Origin of the sequence: Microbacterium sp. 2RAF4, from assembly GCF_052115285.1 — a bacterium.
Taxonomy (GTDB): domain Bacteria; phylum Actinomycetota; class Actinomycetes; order Actinomycetales; family Microbacteriaceae; genus Microbacterium; species Microbacterium oxydans.
This window is the reverse complement of sequence record NZ_JBFRGI010000001.1, coordinates 367,134-382,025: the sequence shown is the minus strand read 5'-3', so window position 1 is coordinate 382,025 and position 14,892 is coordinate 367,134. Positions and strand designations below refer to the sequence as shown.

The window sequence follows — 14,892 nt, the reverse complement described above, 5'->3', positions numbered from 1 at the left end:
TGTGCACGTTCGTGGGCACCCACGCCCAGACGTAGACGACGCGTGTGAGAGCGCGTACCCACGCCTCGGAGAGCCGGTTCGGTCGTGCGCTCGGCGGAATCGTCATGCCTCAGGTGTACCAGCGGTGCTCCTGCAGGGCCGGCCGGTCTCACCTCGCACGGATGAGCGCCCGTAGCGCGGTCGGGCCGAAGGAGACGACTACGGCGCGCCCAGGTGCCTCGGTAACGGCGGATGATCGCTACGTGCTCGCGATCCTCACCACGTCAGTGTGCCGGCGGTGGGACTCGAACCCACACGCCCTTTCGGACAAAGCATTTTGAGTGCTCCGCGTCTGCCATTCCGCCACGCCGGCTCGTGTGTCGCGTCTACGACTTTAGCGCAGAGCAGGAGGCGCGACCGTCCGCGCCGAGCGCCTGAGGCCTGCAGACAGGGGCACTCCACTAGGATGGGTGTGTGACAGAGCAAGAAGAGCAGGTTGAGCAGCCCACGTCATCCGCACCCCGACGCGTCGTCGTCGCCGAAGACGAGTCGCTGATCCGTCTCGACATCGTCGAGATCCTCCGCGACAACGGCTTCGATGTGGTCGGCGAGGCCGGTGACGGGGAGACCGCGGTCGCTCTGGCCACCGAGCTCCGCCCGGACCTGGTCATCATGGATGTCAAGATGCCTCAGCTCGACGGCATCAGCGCGGCCGAGAAGCTGCACAAGGGGAACATCGCTCCGGTCGTGCTCCTCACGGCGTTCAGCCAGAAGGAACTCGTCGAGCGTGCCAGCGAGGCCGGTGCTCTCGCCTACGTCGTGAAGCCGTTCACGCCGAACGACCTCCTTCCGGCGATCGAGATCGCGCTGGCCCGCCACGAGCAGATCATCACGCTCGAGGCAGAGGTCGCCGATATGGTCGAGCGCTTCGAGACCCGCAAGCTCGTCGACCGGGCCAAGGGCCTGCTCAACGAGAAGATGGGGCTGAGCGAGCCCGAGGCTTTCCGCTGGATCCAGAAGGCTTCCATGGACCGTCGTCTCACGATGCAGGACGTCGCGAAGGCGATCATCGAGCAGCTCGCTCCCAAGAAGTAGCGGTGAGCGCCGGACCCTTCCGGCTCGATTCCGAGCACATCCTCAGGCCGGTGCGCCTGGGCGACGGTGCCGCCCTTTCGCGTGCGTATCTGGCGAACCGCGAGCATCTCGAACCGTGGGAGCCCACGCGCTCGGAGGCGTTCTTCACCGTCGCCTCGCAGGAGGAGCACGCACAGCACTGTGTGGACGACGCATCGGCCGGACGCAGCATCCGCTTCGTGATCGAGTCCGACGATGGTGAGATCCGCGGACGGATGAACCTCAACAACATCGTCCGGGGGGCGTTCTGGAGCGCAGACCTCGGTTACTGGGTGGACGCGACGCGCTTGCACCGTGGGCTTGCAAGCCGCGCGGTCGCGAGGGTGATCGAGCACTCCCGCACCGAGCTTCGGCTGCACCGACTCCAGGCGGCCACGCTGCTGCACAACCTCGGCTCGCAGCGCGTGCTGCTCGGAAACGGGTTCGAGCGCATCGGGACGGCGCCGAAGTACCTCCTCATCGCGGGGGAGTGGCAGGATCATCTGCTGTTCCAGCGCCTGCTGGAGGAACCGCTCAGCGCCCGGCGGGAAGGTCCTTGATCATGTTGGTGATGCGGATGGTCGAGCAACGACGACCCTGATCGTCAGTCACCACGATCTCGTGCACCGTGATGCTTCGTCCCAGGTGCACGGGCGTGCAGACGCCGGTGACCAGGCCCGAGGTCGCCGATCGCGTGTGTGTCGCATTGATGTCCACCCCGACAGCGAGCCTTCCGGCCCCGGCGTGCAGGTTCGCGGCCATCGACCCGAGGGACTCCCCGAGGACCACGTACGCCCCGCCGTGCATGAGTCCGACGGGCTGGGTGTTGCCCTCGACCGGCATCGTCGCGACGCAGCGCTCGACGCTGAACTCGACGAACTCCATACCCATCTTCTCGGCAAGGGCACCCATTCCCCGAGCCGTCGCCCAGTCGAGTCCCTCGCTCATCGCGACATCGCCCATGCATCCTCCTCAGCGGGTGTCCGTCGTCCTCGTTAGGCTGACAGGGTGACGGACTCCGCAAAGCCTACCCTCATGGTCGTCGACGGCCACTCGCTCGCCTACCGCGCCTTCTTCGCGCTCCCGGTCGACAACTTCACGACCAAGGACAAGCAGCACACGAACGGCATCTACGGGTTCCTGTCGATGCTGGTCAACCTCATCAAGGCGGAGAAGCCGACGCATCTTGCGATCGCCTTCGACACCTCGCGGCACTCCTTCCGCACCGATGAGTATCCCGAGTACAAGGCCACACGGTCCGAGTCGCCGCAGGAGTTCAAGGGACAGATCCCACTGCTGCAGGACTGCCTCGCCGCCATGTCCATCCCTGTCCTGACGAAGGAGGGGATCGAGGCGGACGACATCCTCGCCACTCTCGCGTCCCAAGGCGCAGAACAGGGTTTCGAAGTGCTCGTCGTCTCGGGAGACCGCGACACCATACAGCTCGTCAACGAAGACGTCACGCTGCTGTATCCGTCGGTGCAGGGGGTCTCCCAGCTCAAGCGCTACGACCCGACGACCGTTCAGGAGCGCTACGGGGTGCGACCGGAGCAGTACCCGGATATCGCCGCGCTCGTGGGTGAGACCAGCGACAATCTGCCCGGCGTGCCGAAGGTCGGCGAGAAGACCGCGGTCAAGTGGCTCACGCAGTTCGGATCGCTCGATGAACTGATCGCCCGCGCCGACGAGATCAAAGGCGTCGTCGGAGGCAACCTCCGCGACCACATCGAAGACGTCCGTCGCAACCGCAAGCTCAACCGTCTGCTCACCGACGTCGAGCTTCCGGTCGGCCCGGCCGACCTCGCCGTCGCACCGATCGATGCGCAGGCCGTGCGCGACATCTTCGCCCGTCTCGAGTTCCGCACCCTTCTGCCGCGGGTGTTCGAGGCCGTCGGTGCCGGCGACGTCGCTGACGACCCTGCCTCGGTCGTGGTGCTCCCCGTGCCCGTCGAGGTGGCTGCTTCCGACCTTGCGAACTGGGCTGCAGCACAGGAAGGCGATGTCGCGCTCCGCGTCACTACCCAGGGCGGTGTCCCCGTGCGCATCGGTGCTGCCACGCTCACCGAACTCCGTGAGGCCGATTGGTCGGATGAGAGCGCGGGTGCTCTGCGCGGGTGGCTGGAGTCCGATGCGCCGAAGGTGCTCCACGACGCGAAGCCGCAGGTGAAGGCGCTGATCCGCCAGGACATCCGCCTTCGCGGTCTCGCGTACGACGCGAGTCTGGCCGGCTGGCTGCTGCGGCCGAGCTTCCCCGACAAGACCCTCTCCGACCTCGTCGAGCGCTACCTGGGCGAGAAGCTCCCCGAGGCCGATCCTTCCCAGCTCGTTCCCGAGACCGAGGGCGCGACGCCGTCTCAGGAGGCGTGGTTCGCTCTGCGGGTCGCCGATGCTCTCCGCGAAGACATCCCGGAGTCGGTCGCGAAGGTCCTCGACGACATCGAGCTGCCCACGCTGCTCACCCTCGCCGACATGGAGGTCGCGGGTGTCGCCGTGTCGCACGACGTGCTGTCGACCTTCTCGGGTGAGCTCGCGGCCCGAGCGGAGGGTCTCGCACAAGAGGCTTTCTCCGTCGTCGGCCGCGAGTTCAACCTCGGCTCGCCCAAGCAGCTGCAGGAGGTTCTGTTCGAAGACCTGCAGCTGCCGAAGACCCGCAAGACCAAGACCGGCTACTCGACCGACGCCGCGGTGCTCGCCGACCTGCAGGAGAGCAATCCGCATCCGTTCCTGAGTCTCCTGCTGCAGCACCGTGAGGCCACGAAGCTGCGCCAGATCATCGAGTCGCTCGATTCGGCGATCGGCGACGACCACCGCGTGCACACCACCTACGTGCAGACCGGAAGCCAGACCGGGCGGCTCTCGAGCACCGACCCGAACCTGCAGAACATCCCGGTGCGCACCGAGGAATCACGCCGCATCCGCAGTGCGTTCGAGGTGGGCGAAGGCTACGAGGCTCTGCTCACCGCCGACTACTCCCAGATCGAGATGCGCATCATGGCGCACCTGTCCGGCGACGAGGGGTTGATCGAGGCCTTCAACAGCGGGGAAGACCTGCACCGTTTCGTCGGAGCGCGCGTGTTCGGTGTCGAGCCGAGCGATGTCACGGCGGCGATGCGCACCAAGGTCAAGGCGATGTCCTACGGTCTGGTCTACGGGCTCTCCGCGTTCGGACTGTCGAAGCAGTTGCGCATCGAGCAGTCCGAGGCCAAGCAGCTAATGGTCGAATACTTCGCACGGTTCGGCGCCGTGCGCGACTATCTGCGGGCATCGGTGATGAAGGCGAAGGAGGTCGGCTACACCGAGACAATCTTCGGACGCCGTCGCCCGTTCCCCGACCTCGCGAGTCCGAACCGCGTGCTCCGCGAGAACGCAGAGCGCGCCGCCCTCAACGCTCCGATCCAGGGCAGCGCCGCCGACATCATGAAGATTGCGCTGCTGCACATCCATGACGACCTCCGGTCCGAGAACCTCTCCTCGCGGGTGCTGTTGCAGATCCACGACGAACTCGTGGTCGAGGTCGCGCCGGGGGAGTGGGACGCCACGGAGCGGATCGTCCGCGCGCGGATGGGCGATGCTGCCGAGCTGTCCGTGCCGCTCGACGTGCAGGTCGGCCGCGGTCGTGATTGGAATGAAGCCGCGCACTGACCTCCGGCGGTGGGAGGGGGCCGGGGATTAGGCTGAAAGGTATGACTTCAGCTCCTCGCACCCCCTCTGCCATCGACGCCGTCGCCGATGAATGGGTCGACACGATCGCGGTACTGGCTCCCACGCTCGGGACGTACATCGGCCGCGACGAGGTGAACGACCGCTTCGGCGACCTGAGCCCACAGGGGCATGAGGAGATCGCTGCAGCTACCCGCGCGACACTCGACCGGCTCTCGGCACTCGAGCCCGTCGACGCGATCGATGAGGTGACGAAGACCGATCTCAGCGCCGAACTCCGCCTCGATCTCGAACTCCACGACGCCAAGTGGCACCTGCGCGACCTCAACGTCATCGCCTCGGCCGCGCAAGACGTGCGCGCCGCCTTCGACCTGATGCCCACCGCGACCGTGGAGGACTGGGACGTGATCGCGACCCGTCTCGCCGCCGTTCCGGATGCGCTCCGGGGGTACGTCGAGACGCTTCGGACGGGGATCGCCGAAGGAGTGACGCCGGCACGCCGTCAGGTGGTCGAGGTCGCGACGCAGATCGACCGATACACGGCCGACGACGGGTTCTTCGCCGCATTCGTCGCCGAGGCCGACCCGGACGAGGGTCAGCTCCCGGCCTCCCTCGCACGCACGCTCGCGGACAACTCGGCAGCTGCACGCGTCGCCTACGACGAACTCCGCCGTTTCCTCGCCGAGGAGCTCGCCCCCGCCGCGGACGAGGTAGACGCCGTCGGCCGCGAGCTGTACGCCCTCAACTCCCGCCGTTTCCTCGGCGCGACGATCGACCTCGACGAGACGTACGAATGGGGTCGCGAAGAACTCGCCCGCATGGTGGCGGAGCAGACCGCCATCGCGAACGAGATCCTCCCGGGAGCCTCGGTCGAGGAGGCCGTCGCCCATCTCGAGGCCGACCCCGCACGCAAGCTCGTCGGCACCGACGCCCTGCAGAGGTGGATGCAGGAGACGAGCGACAGAGCCGTCGCTGAACTGGGCGCCTCGCACTTCGACATCCCCGAGGCGATCCGCACACTCGAGTGCATGATCGCTCCCACCCAGGAGGGTGGCATCTATTACACGGGGCCCACGGATGATTTCTCGCGTCCCGGTCGCATGTGGTGGTCGGTCCCCGAAGGCGTCACCGAGTTCGATACCTGGCGCGAGCTCACCACGGTGTTCCACGAGGGCGTCCCCGGACACCACCTGCAGATCGCGCAGGCCGTCTACAACCGGGCAGAGCTCAACTCCTGGCGCCGTCTGCTCGCTGGCACGTCCGGCCATGCGGAAGGCTGGGCGCTCTACGCCGAGCGTCTCATGGAGCAGCTCGGCTACCTCGACGACCCCGCGGATCGACTCGGCATGCTCGACGGTCAGCGCATGCGGGCGGCCCGTGTGGTGCTCGACATCGGCGTGCATCTCAGCAAGCCCCGTCTCGACGGCACAGGCGTGTGGGACGCGGAGTACGCGCTCGACTTCATGCGCGCGAACGTGAACATGTCGGACCAGTTCGTGCAGTTCGAGGTGAACCGCTACCTCGGGTGGCCGGGACAGGCGCCGTCGTACAAGGTGGGCCAGCGCATCTGGGAGCAGGTCCGCGATGGTGTTCGCGCGGCGGCGGAAGGCGATGCGTTCTCGTTCAAGGACTTCCACAAGCGGGCGCTCGATATGGGCGGCGTCGGGCTCGACACGCTGCGCACCGCTCTGCTCCCGCGCTGACGGGAATGCGTCCGGACGGGCGCGTGTTCATTCATCTGAATAGGAAGGGATGACATGGGCATCGAATTCGGACTGGACACGTTCGGCGACATCACGCGAGATGCGGACGGGGAGCTCCTCACGGGGGCGCAGACGATCCGCAACATCGTGCAGCAGGCGGAACTCGCGGATTCCGTGGGCGTGGACTTCTTCGGGGTGGGGGAGCATCACCGTACCGAGTTCGCCGTGTCCGCCCCGGAGATGGTGCTGGCAGCGATCGCTGCGCGCACGGAGCACATCCGGCTGGGCACGGCGGTGACGGTGTTGTCCTCCGACGACCCCGTACGCGTGTTCGAACGCTTCTCGACGCTGGACGCGCTGTCGAACGGCCGGGCCGAGGTCGTGCTCGGGCGCGGTTCCTTCATCGAGTCCTTCCCCCTGTTCGGCTATGACCTGCGCGACTACGACGCGCTCTTCGAGCAGAAGCTCGAACTGTTCGTGGAGCTCCTGAAGGAGGAGCCGGTGACCTGGTCGGGAACGATGCGTCCGTCGTTGGAGAACGCGAACGTGTTCCCGAAGACCGAGAAGGGTCTGCGTACCTGGGTCGGCGTGGGCGGAAGCCCGGAGTCGGTCGTCCGTGTCGCTCGACACGGTCTCGGCCTCATGCTTGCGATCATCGGGGGTCCGGCAGTGCGGTTCAAGCCGTTCGTCGATCTGTACCACCGCTCGGTCGCATCGTTCGGCACCACATCTCATCCCGTATCGGTGCACTCGCCCGGCCACATCGCCGAGACAGACACGGAAGCCTGGGATGCCGCGTACTCCGGATTCGAGGCGATGAACAACACCATCGGCCGCGAGCGCGGGTGGCCGGTGTACAGCCGTGCACGTTTCCAGAACGACGTGGGGCCGGAGGGGGCGATCTATGCCGGGTCGCCGGATCGGGTCGCTGCGAAGATCGCCGACACGATCACCACGCTGGGCCTCGGGCGTTTCGACCTCAAGTACGCCACGGGCACCCTGTCGCACGAGTCGATGATGCGCAGCATCGAGCTGTACGGAACCGAGGTGATCCCGCGCGTGAAGCGGATCCTCGCCTCGAACGACTGACGTCATCGAGCGCAGGGCGCGCGGCGCTCGGCTCTACGATGAGGAGCATGGCCAACACCGCCTTGCCGAGCCGCTCATCGTTGGCTGAGCGCCTCGACGTCCTGCCGTTCACGCGTAAGCATCTCCGCTTGCTCACGGGCTCCGGTCTCGGCTGGGCGCTGGACGCGATGGACGTGGGTCTGATCTCCTTCATCCTCGCGGCTCTCACGCAGCAGTGGGGGCTGACCAAGGGGGAGGCGGGCTGGATCGCCTCTGTCGGCTTCATCGGCATGGCCATCGGTGCGACCCTCGGCGGCCTCCTGGCGGACCGCTACGGACGGCGGCAGGTGTTCGCGCTGACGCTGCTCGTGTACGGCCTCGCCACCGGAGCCAGCGCGCTCGTCGGCGGGCTCGCGGCGCTGTTGGTTCTCCGATTCCTCGTCGGCCTCGGGCTCGGCGCCGAGCTTCCTGTGGCATCGACCTACGTGAGCGAGTTCGCCCCCGCCCGAATCCGCGGTCGCCTGATCGTCGTACTGGAGGCGTTCTGGGCACTCGGGTGGACGGCTGCCGCTCTCATCGGGTTCCTCGTCATCCCCGCTTCCGAGGACGGCTGGCGCTGGGCGTTCGCGCTCGGGGCCATACCGGCGGTGTACGCGCTCTTCGTGCGTTGGCGGATGCCCGAGTCGCCGCGCTGGCTCGCGTCGCGGGGGCGGATCGCCGAGGCCGACCGCATCGTCTCCGCTTTCGAGGCGGAGGCGCGCGTGGAAGCGGCTCCCGCCATCAGGAGAGAGCCGGCATCACGTGCGATCGCCGTCACCGCCCGCGCGCGGTTGGCGACGCTCTGGAATCGGGAGTTCCGGCTGCGCACACTATGTCTCTGGCTGGTGTGGCTCGGCGTGAACTTCGCCTATTATGGAGCGTTCATCTGGATCCCGAGCATCCTCGTCGATGCCGGTTTCGACCTGGTGCGCTCCTTCGGGTTCACGCTCATCATCACGCTGGCTCAGCTCCCCGGCTACGCGGTGGCCGCATGGCTCATCGAGGTCTGGGGTCGTCGGCTGACGCTCTCCGTTTTCCTCCTCGGCTCCGCAGTATCGGCTGTGATCTTCGGCACGGCGACGACGGAGGGCGCCATCATCGCCGCCGGCATGGCGCTGTCGTTCTTCAACCTCGGAGCGTGGGGTGCCCTGTACGCGGTGACCCCGGAGATCTATCCGACCTCGTTGCGGGGCACCGGCGCGGGCTGGGCCGCGGGAGTGGGGCGCATCGCATCGATCGTCGCACCGCTGTCCGTGCCGATCCTCCTGGTCGGGGGCGGCGCGCCGCTGCTGTTCGCGGTGTTCGGCGTGTGTTTCCTCGGTGCTGCGGCTGCGGCGTGGGGACTCGTCGATCGCGGAGGCCAGGCTCTCGACGACCGCTGACGCGGGGAGACCCATCTGGTCCCGGCGCCGTGCGTCGTCGTCCCGCAATAGGCTGGGATGATGGCAGATGTACGATTCGTGGCGATCGGCGACTCGTTCACCGAGGGTGTCGGTGATGTCCTCCCGGATGGACGGGAGCGGGGCTGGGCCGATCTGGCGGCTCAAGGGTGGGCCGACGCCGCCGGGCACCCCGTCCAGTACGCGAATCTCGCAATCAGGGGCAAGCTCGCCTGGCCGATCGTCGAAGAGCAGCTCGAACCCGCGCTCGCCCTGCGCCCCACGCATCTCTCGTTCAACGGCGGCGGCAACGACATGCTGCGCCCGCGCACCGACGTCGAGCACATCGCCGACGCGTTCAGCCGTGTGCTGCGCCGATGCGACGAGGAGGGGGTGACGATGATCCTGCTCTCCGGAGCGAACCCGAGCGGTCAGCTCCCGATGGGCTCTCTCGTGCAGCGGCGGGGTGATCTGCTGTCCGAAGCCGTGCTGCGTCGCGTCGAAGATCGTCCGGACGTGATCCGCGCACTCAACTGGCCTGACCGTGAGCTCTCTCGCGGCGCCTACTGGGCGGAGGACAGGCTGCACATGAACGCATCGGGTCACCACCGTGTGGCCGCCCGCGTGCTGCACGCTCTCGGCTTCGAGCCCCCGGAGACGTGGTGGGCTCCGAGCGATCGACTCGGTGCGGGCCCCTCGGGCCTCGCCTACTACCGCGAGTTCGTCGGGCCCTGGGTACGGCGGCGTGTGACCAGGACGTCGTCGGGAGACGGCCGCGCGGCGAAGTACCCGTCGTGGGTCGAACGAGTGCCCTCATGACGTCGTTCGACAGAGCGCTCATGACGCCGTTCGACAGTGCCCGAACCCGGTGAGTGATTTCGAGCTCGCGGCCATCAGCGCCGGCACGGTGTCGCTGCACGACGCTCGCCGGCAGGAGAGGCGCGATGTCACTCTCGAATCATTCGAGATCGGCGTGTACCCGGTGACGGAGGAACAACTCGCCGAGGTGCTCGGCATTCCCGCACGGCATCCCCGCCGCCCTGCCGCGGATCTCAGCTGGTTGCGAGCGGTGCATTTCTGCAACGCCGCGTCGGAGTGGGAGGGACTGGAGCGGAGCTACTCGTTCGACGGTGAGGACATCACGTGGGATACGACGGCGGACGGATACCGACTGCCCACAGAGGCGGAGTGGGAGTTCGCCTGTCGTGCCGGCTCGACGGGCCCTCACTATGCGCCGCTCGCGGACGCGGCGTGGACGGCGGCGGACGGGGTTTCTTCGCCGCAGGATGTGGGCGGGAAGCTCCCGAATCTCAACGGGCTCTTCGATACGCTCGGCAATGTCTGGGAGTGGTGCTGGGACCTGCTCGATCCCGCCCGCTACGACGACTACCGGGTCTTCCGCGGAGGCGGTTTCGCCGACGACGCCTGGAGTGTTCGGGCATCCGTGCGCCGAGGGGGAGCGGCACGCATGCATCACGACGACGTGGGGTTGAGGCTCGCTCGAGGTGCCTTCGACACCATGGATCAGGCACAGGGCTGGTCCGCGCGAACCGATCGAGAGCGCGCTTTCCAGGATGGTCCGCTGCCATCGGGATGGACCCCGCGCCGCGACTGAGGCGCACCGATCCTCCGCTCATGGCATCGGTGGCATCCGCGAGAGAGGAGCGCATTTGTCGCTCTGGCCGTGCTGATGCCAGGCTGAGGGACATGGCATCCTCCTATTCGCTCATCGTCTCTCAGGGCCGGGTGGCCGACCGTACCGACGGCGCCTTGGTCGGCGCGCGCCGAGTGGGCGATGCAGTGTCGTCCCTGCTGTCGATCGAGGCACAGACCATCGGCACTCCGACCCCGGGTGTCGTCGATGACTGGACCACGGCGTTGCCGGAGGCGGAGCAGACGCTCCAGGGGATCCGGGCTGCGCTGCAGGACGCCCTTGCCGCGGGGACGACACCCCTGCTGATCACCAACACCTGCGCTGTGAGCCTCGGCACGCTCCCCACGGTCGCGGAGCATCACCCGGATGCGGTGGTGCTGTGGATCGACGCGCACGGCGACTTCAACACCCCGGAGACGACGGAGTCGGGGTACCTCGGCGGCATGGTGCTCGCAGCGGCGTGCGGCCTCTGGGACAGCGGCCACGGTTCCGGCATCGACCCGAAGCAGGTGATCGTCGTCGGTGGCCGGGACATCGACCCCGCCGAGGGAGACCTTCTGGCGGAGGCAGGAGTCGCCGTGCTTGGGCCGGCGGAGAGCACGCCTGAGCGCATCGTCGACATCATCGCCGGACGCCCGGTATGGATACACGTCGACTGGGACGTGCTCGAGCCCGGTTACATCCCTGCGGCCTATCGCATCGGGGGAGGGCTTCTGCCGCACCAGATCGCTTCGATCTTCGCCGCACTGCCCGGAGGTGCCGTGCAGGGCGTGGAGCTCGCGGAGTTCGAGGCGGGAGACACCGACGTTCCTGAGCATCTCAGTGTGGAGCTCGTGATCGAGACGCTGCAGCACCTCCTGCGCTGAACTCCGGACGCAGCTCGTGCGCGGCGTCAGCGACGGCGTTCCGGGTCGAGCCCCATACGGACGCGCGTCCGTTTGCGTTCGACGAGGATGAAGACGGTGCCGATGATCCAGAGCGGGATCGGCATGAGGAATGCGATGCGGAAGGCTTCCAGCGAGTAGGTCTCCGGCGTGCCGGCGCCTTGCAGATCGAGCGCGAGACCGATGAGGAAGATCGCGATGAGCGCGGCGATGAAACCTCCGGCGTTCGTGACGCCGGTGGCGGTGCTGAGGCGGTGCGTCGGGTTGTGCGTCCTGGCGTGATCGAAGGCGATCATCGAGGCGGGACCACCGGTCCCGAGAGCGATCGCCAGGACGTAGAGGAGCCAGAGCGGTGCGGTGTCGGGGAGAGCGATGACAGAGATCCACGCTGCCATCTGGACTCCCACGGCCGGAAGCACGAGGGCGAGAGAGCGGTGGTTGGGCAGTCGACGCGAGAGATCGCCGATGATGGGACCGAGAAGCATTCCGGCAACGACATATACGGAGATGATGCCCGCGGCGTGTGCGGCATCCAGGCCCTCCGCCGCCGTGAGGAACGGCATTCCCCAGAGAAGCACGAACGCGGTTCCCGCGAACGGCGTGGTGAAGTGCGACCAGAAGGCGAGGCGGGTCCCTGGGTGCGCCCAGGCGGCGCGTATGCCGACGCCGGTATCTATCGCTGAGGTGACGACGCGCACGACTCCCGTGTCGGTGTTCACCGTGACATCAGCGCCGCGCTCGACCGGGTGGTTGCGGATGACGAGCGCCACCAGGATCGTGAACAGCACTCCGAGCCCGGCGATGCTGCCGAAGGTGATGGTCCAGGTGGTGGCGTGCAGCAGCGCGGCGACGGGGACGAGGGCGATGAGCTGCCCTGCCTGGCCGATGATGCCGGTGAACTGCACCATGAGGGGTCCTCGCTGCGCGGGGAACCAGGTGGCCACCAGGCGCAGCACGGCGGGGAAGATGGCGGCATCTCCGGCTCCGAGCAGCACGCGCGCGACGATCGCGATGCCGATGCTGGGGGACAGGGCCATGGTCAACTGGCCGGCGGCCATGAGCAGCATCCCGATCGTCATGATCGGCCGGGACCCGAATCGGTCGAGCAGTATTCCCACGGGGATCTGCATCCCGCCGTACACCGCGAGTTGGACCACGGCGAACAGGGCCAGCGTCGACGCGTCGGCGTTGAACCGGTCGGCTGCTTCGACGCCGACCGCCCCGAGCGAGGTGCGGTTTGTGATCGCGAGCACATAGGCCGCGACGCCGACCGACCAGATCAGCCAGGCCCGCCACCCCGGTGTGGAGACGGGGGAGTGGGAGACCTGCGGCACCCCTCAACGCTACTCCTCTGCGATGCCGCAGATGAGATCTGTGATGTCGCAGGCGGGAGCTACCCTGGCGCCATGACCAGCACACCTCTGCATCACTCACTCGATTACATCGAGCTCGTCGTCACCGACCTCGATGTCTCGAAGCGCTTCTTCGCCGATGCGTTCGGCTGGCACTTCAACGACTACGGCCCCGGTTATGCGGGGATCGTGTCTCCACGCAGCGACGGGAACGAAGCCGGGGGTCTGCTACTCGCCGACGAGGCGCGTCCCGCGGGCGGCCCTCTGGTGCTGCTCTATTCCGAGGACTTGGACGCCACGAAGGAGGCCATCGTGGCGGCCGGGGGCACGATCCTGCAGGAGCCGTATGAGTTCCCGGGTGGGCGGCGGCTGCACTTCGCGGATCCGTCTGGCACCGAGCTCGGGGTGTGGTCCGCGCGCTAGCGCCCGGTTCGCGGCGTAGGACATGTCGACCGTGCGACGATTGCCCCTATGACGGACATCACCGCGGGAACAGTGGAAGACATCGCGAGATGTGTCGATCTCTGGGTGCAGTCTCTTCGACACCGCGACGGAGAGGTCGACGCGGACGCAGTCGCCGCCCGCATGCGCAAGCTGTTCGACAGGCCTCTCATCCGGTTCGCTCTGGCAGGGGAGCCCCTTGCAGGTTTCGCGCTGACGGCACCGAAGTCCGGTGATGCGACTGGGGCAGTGCTGGAGCGAATCGCGGTGCTCCCTGCGTCTTCCGGCAAGGGGATCGGAAGGGCTCTGCTCAAGGACGCGATGTTGGCGTCGAAGGACGCCGGGTACTCCACGGTCGAGCTCGCTGTGCGGCGAGGAAACCCCGCCATCCGGCTCTATGAACAGCAGGGATTCCGGCCTGTTTCCGGTCCGGTTCCTCATCCGCTCGGCGGCGAGCCCATGATCACCTTCAGCGTCGGCCTCTAGGGGAGGGGCGGGTGATGGCGGAATTGAAAGGGTTGATCGTCCCACGGATGTCTGCTCGTGGCGTCGTCCTTCGTCCGTTCGCGGCCGGTGATGCCGATGCTGTGCGGGAGGCGTCATCGGATCCAGCGATCACGGATGTCACCACCGTTCCCACCGTGGCCGATGTCGGCCTCGCTGAGGAGTGGCTGGAGCGACAGCACGAACGTGCCGTTACCGGCGTCGGGTACTCCTTCGCGATCGAGATCGACGGAGAATGCGTGGGCCAGATCGGGCTGTGGTTTCGCGAGCGGGACCAGGGTCGGGCGACCATCGGCTACTGGATCAGACCGTCGCGCCGCCGCCGGGGGCACGCTCTAAGCGCGCTGCAGACCCTCACGGAGTGGGCATGGAGTGTGCCGGAGATACACCGGCTGCAGCTGCACATCGATCCGGTCAACGATGGCTCGCTTCGGACGGCGGAACGGGCGGGATACACGCGGGAAGGGCTGCTTCGCTCCTGGCAGAGGATCGGCCACAAGCGCAGGGATATGTTCGTGTACAGCCGTCTTCGCGGCGAGTCTATGACGGCCCAGGGGAGGGGAGCGCCGGTCCCCTGAGATCCTCCACGATGATCGATACCAGTTCAGCGGTCCCGATCTCGGGGCCGATCCGTCGTTCTTCGAACCAGGGGAGTGGCTGCCACCCGTCGTGCCATTCGCGGATCTTTTCCTCCCCGAACTCCTTCGCGAGTGACCTGCCCGCGTGGCGGCGAATCGTCTCCTCGATACCGACGTCGAACTGGTAGATGCGTGTGGACCCGAGGTGGTCTCGGTACAACCGTTCGAACGCCTCTGAGTAGTCGCGCAGATTGAACACGCCGTCGAGGATCACGTCATACCCGAGGTCGAGCGCCTGGCGGGCGGTGGCGATGATGAGGACGCTGGCGTCGCGGGAGAGCTTCCGCCGATCCGGCTCATGGAGGAGCTCGCGGCGGAAGTGATCTTGAGAGATCAGAGCGACGCGTGCGCCCAGCGCTGTGCGCAACGATGTTGCCGTGGTCGTCTTCCCCGACGCCGCATCGCCGCGAAGGATGACGAGTCGGGTGGAGCCGCTGCCTGTGAGAGCCATCGGGCCATTCTCGCAACGCTTTCGGCC

General features: G+C 67.2%; 15 protein-coding genes and 1 tRNA gene. 12 read left to right on the top strand and 4 right to left on the bottom strand.

Annotated features, from left to right (window positions below):
• Positions 1–269: 269 nt before the first annotated feature.
• Positions 270–352 (bottom strand) — tRNA-Leu (locus tag AB4070_RS01900).
• A 101-nt stretch (positions 353–453) separates the two neighbouring features.
• Here AB4070_RS01900 and AB4070_RS01895 point away from each other — a divergent pair.
• A complete protein-coding gene (locus tag AB4070_RS01895) occupies positions 454–1,074 on the top strand; it encodes an ANTAR domain-containing response regulator (RefSeq protein WP_441978674.1) in 621 nt (206 codons plus the stop codon).
• Positions 1,075–1,076: 2 nt separating this feature from the next.
• On the top strand, positions 1,077–1,652 hold the full coding sequence (locus tag AB4070_RS01890) for a GNAT family N-acetyltransferase (protein WP_441978673.1): 576 nt from the start codon (positions 1,077–1,079) through the stop codon (positions 1,650–1,652).
• On the opposite strand, the gene AB4070_RS01885 is transcribed toward AB4070_RS01890, so the two are convergent.
• Positions 1,627–2,055, bottom strand: coding sequence for a hotdog fold thioesterase (locus AB4070_RS01885; protein WP_046747117.1), 429 nt, complete (start codon positions 2,053–2,055; stop codon positions 1,627–1,629). The two genes, AB4070_RS01890 and AB4070_RS01885, sit on opposite strands and share 26 nt — an antisense overlap.
• Before the next feature lie 45 nt (positions 2,056–2,100).
• Between AB4070_RS01885 and polA the strand changes: the two genes are divergently transcribed.
• The 7 genes from polA (at position 2,101) to AB4070_RS01850 (ending at position 11,461) form a co-directional block, all read left to right on the top strand.
• A complete protein-coding gene (gene polA, locus AB4070_RS01880; RefSeq protein ID WP_441978672.1) occupies positions 2,101–4,734 on the top strand; it encodes a DNA polymerase I in 2,634 nt (877 codons plus the stop codon).
• Positions 4,735–4,775: 41 nt separating this feature from the next.
• On the top strand, positions 4,776–6,455 hold the full coding sequence (locus tag AB4070_RS01875) for a DUF885 domain-containing protein (RefSeq protein WP_441978671.1): 1,680 nt from the start codon (positions 4,776–4,778) through the stop codon (positions 6,453–6,455).
• 54 nt (positions 6,456–6,509) lie between these two features.
• Complete coding sequence (locus AB4070_RS01870) at positions 6,510–7,544, top strand: LLM class flavin-dependent oxidoreductase (protein ID WP_441978670.1); 1,035 nt, start codon at positions 6,510–6,512, stop codon at positions 7,542–7,544.
• Between the two features lie 47 nt (positions 7,545–7,591).
• On the top strand, positions 7,592–8,944 hold the full coding sequence (locus AB4070_RS01865) for an MFS transporter (protein ID WP_441978669.1): 1,353 nt from the start codon (positions 7,592–7,594) through the stop codon (positions 8,942–8,944).
• Between the two features lie 60 nt (positions 8,945–9,004).
• A complete protein-coding gene (locus tag AB4070_RS01860) occupies positions 9,005–9,760 on the top strand; it encodes an SGNH/GDSL hydrolase family protein (RefSeq protein WP_441978668.1) in 756 nt (251 codons plus the stop codon).
• 49 nt (positions 9,761–9,809) lie between these two features.
• Positions 9,810–10,556, top strand: coding sequence for a formylglycine-generating enzyme family protein (locus tag AB4070_RS01855; protein ID WP_441978667.1), 747 nt, complete (start codon positions 9,810–9,812; stop codon positions 10,554–10,556).
• A 92-nt stretch (positions 10,557–10,648) separates the two neighbouring features.
• Positions 10,649–11,461 (top strand): arginase family protein, encoded by an 813-nt coding sequence (locus AB4070_RS01850; RefSeq protein ID WP_441978666.1) that lies wholly within the window; start codon positions 10,649–10,651, stop codon positions 11,459–11,461.
• Positions 11,462–11,487: 26 nt separating this feature from the next.
• On the opposite strand, the gene AB4070_RS01845 is transcribed toward AB4070_RS01850, so the two are convergent.
• Entirely contained in the window at positions 11,488–12,813 is a 1,326-nt protein-coding gene (locus tag AB4070_RS01845; protein ID WP_441978665.1) for an MFS transporter, read from the bottom strand.
• 72 nt (positions 12,814–12,885) lie between these two features.
• On the opposite strand from AB4070_RS01845, the gene AB4070_RS01840 reads away from it, so the two are divergent.
• Genes AB4070_RS01840 through AB4070_RS01830 form a run of 3 tightly spaced genes read left to right on the top strand, consistent with a single transcriptional unit; the run spans position 12,886 to position 14,354 of the window.
• The gene (locus AB4070_RS01840) at positions 12,886–13,254 is read left to right on the top strand and encodes a VOC family protein (protein ID WP_441978664.1); all 369 of its coding nucleotides are present in this window, start codon (positions 12,886–12,888) and stop codon (positions 13,252–13,254) included.
• A 48-nt stretch (positions 13,255–13,302) separates the two neighbouring features.
• Positions 13,303–13,758 (top strand): GNAT family N-acetyltransferase, encoded by a 456-nt coding sequence (locus tag AB4070_RS01835; protein ID WP_441978663.1) that lies wholly within the window; start codon positions 13,303–13,305, stop codon positions 13,756–13,758.
• Between the two features lie 47 nt (positions 13,759–13,805).
• Positions 13,806–14,354, top strand: coding sequence for a GNAT family N-acetyltransferase (locus AB4070_RS01830; protein ID WP_441978662.1), 549 nt, complete (start codon positions 13,806–13,808; stop codon positions 14,352–14,354).
• Here AB4070_RS01830 and AB4070_RS01825 read toward each other — a convergent pair.
• The gene (locus tag AB4070_RS01825; protein WP_441978661.1) at positions 14,317–14,865 is read right to left on the bottom strand and encodes an AAA family ATPase; all 549 of its coding nucleotides are present in this window, start codon (positions 14,863–14,865) and stop codon (positions 14,317–14,319) included. The genes AB4070_RS01830 and AB4070_RS01825 overlap by 38 nt on opposite strands.
• Positions 14,866–14,892 lie beyond the last annotated feature (27 nt).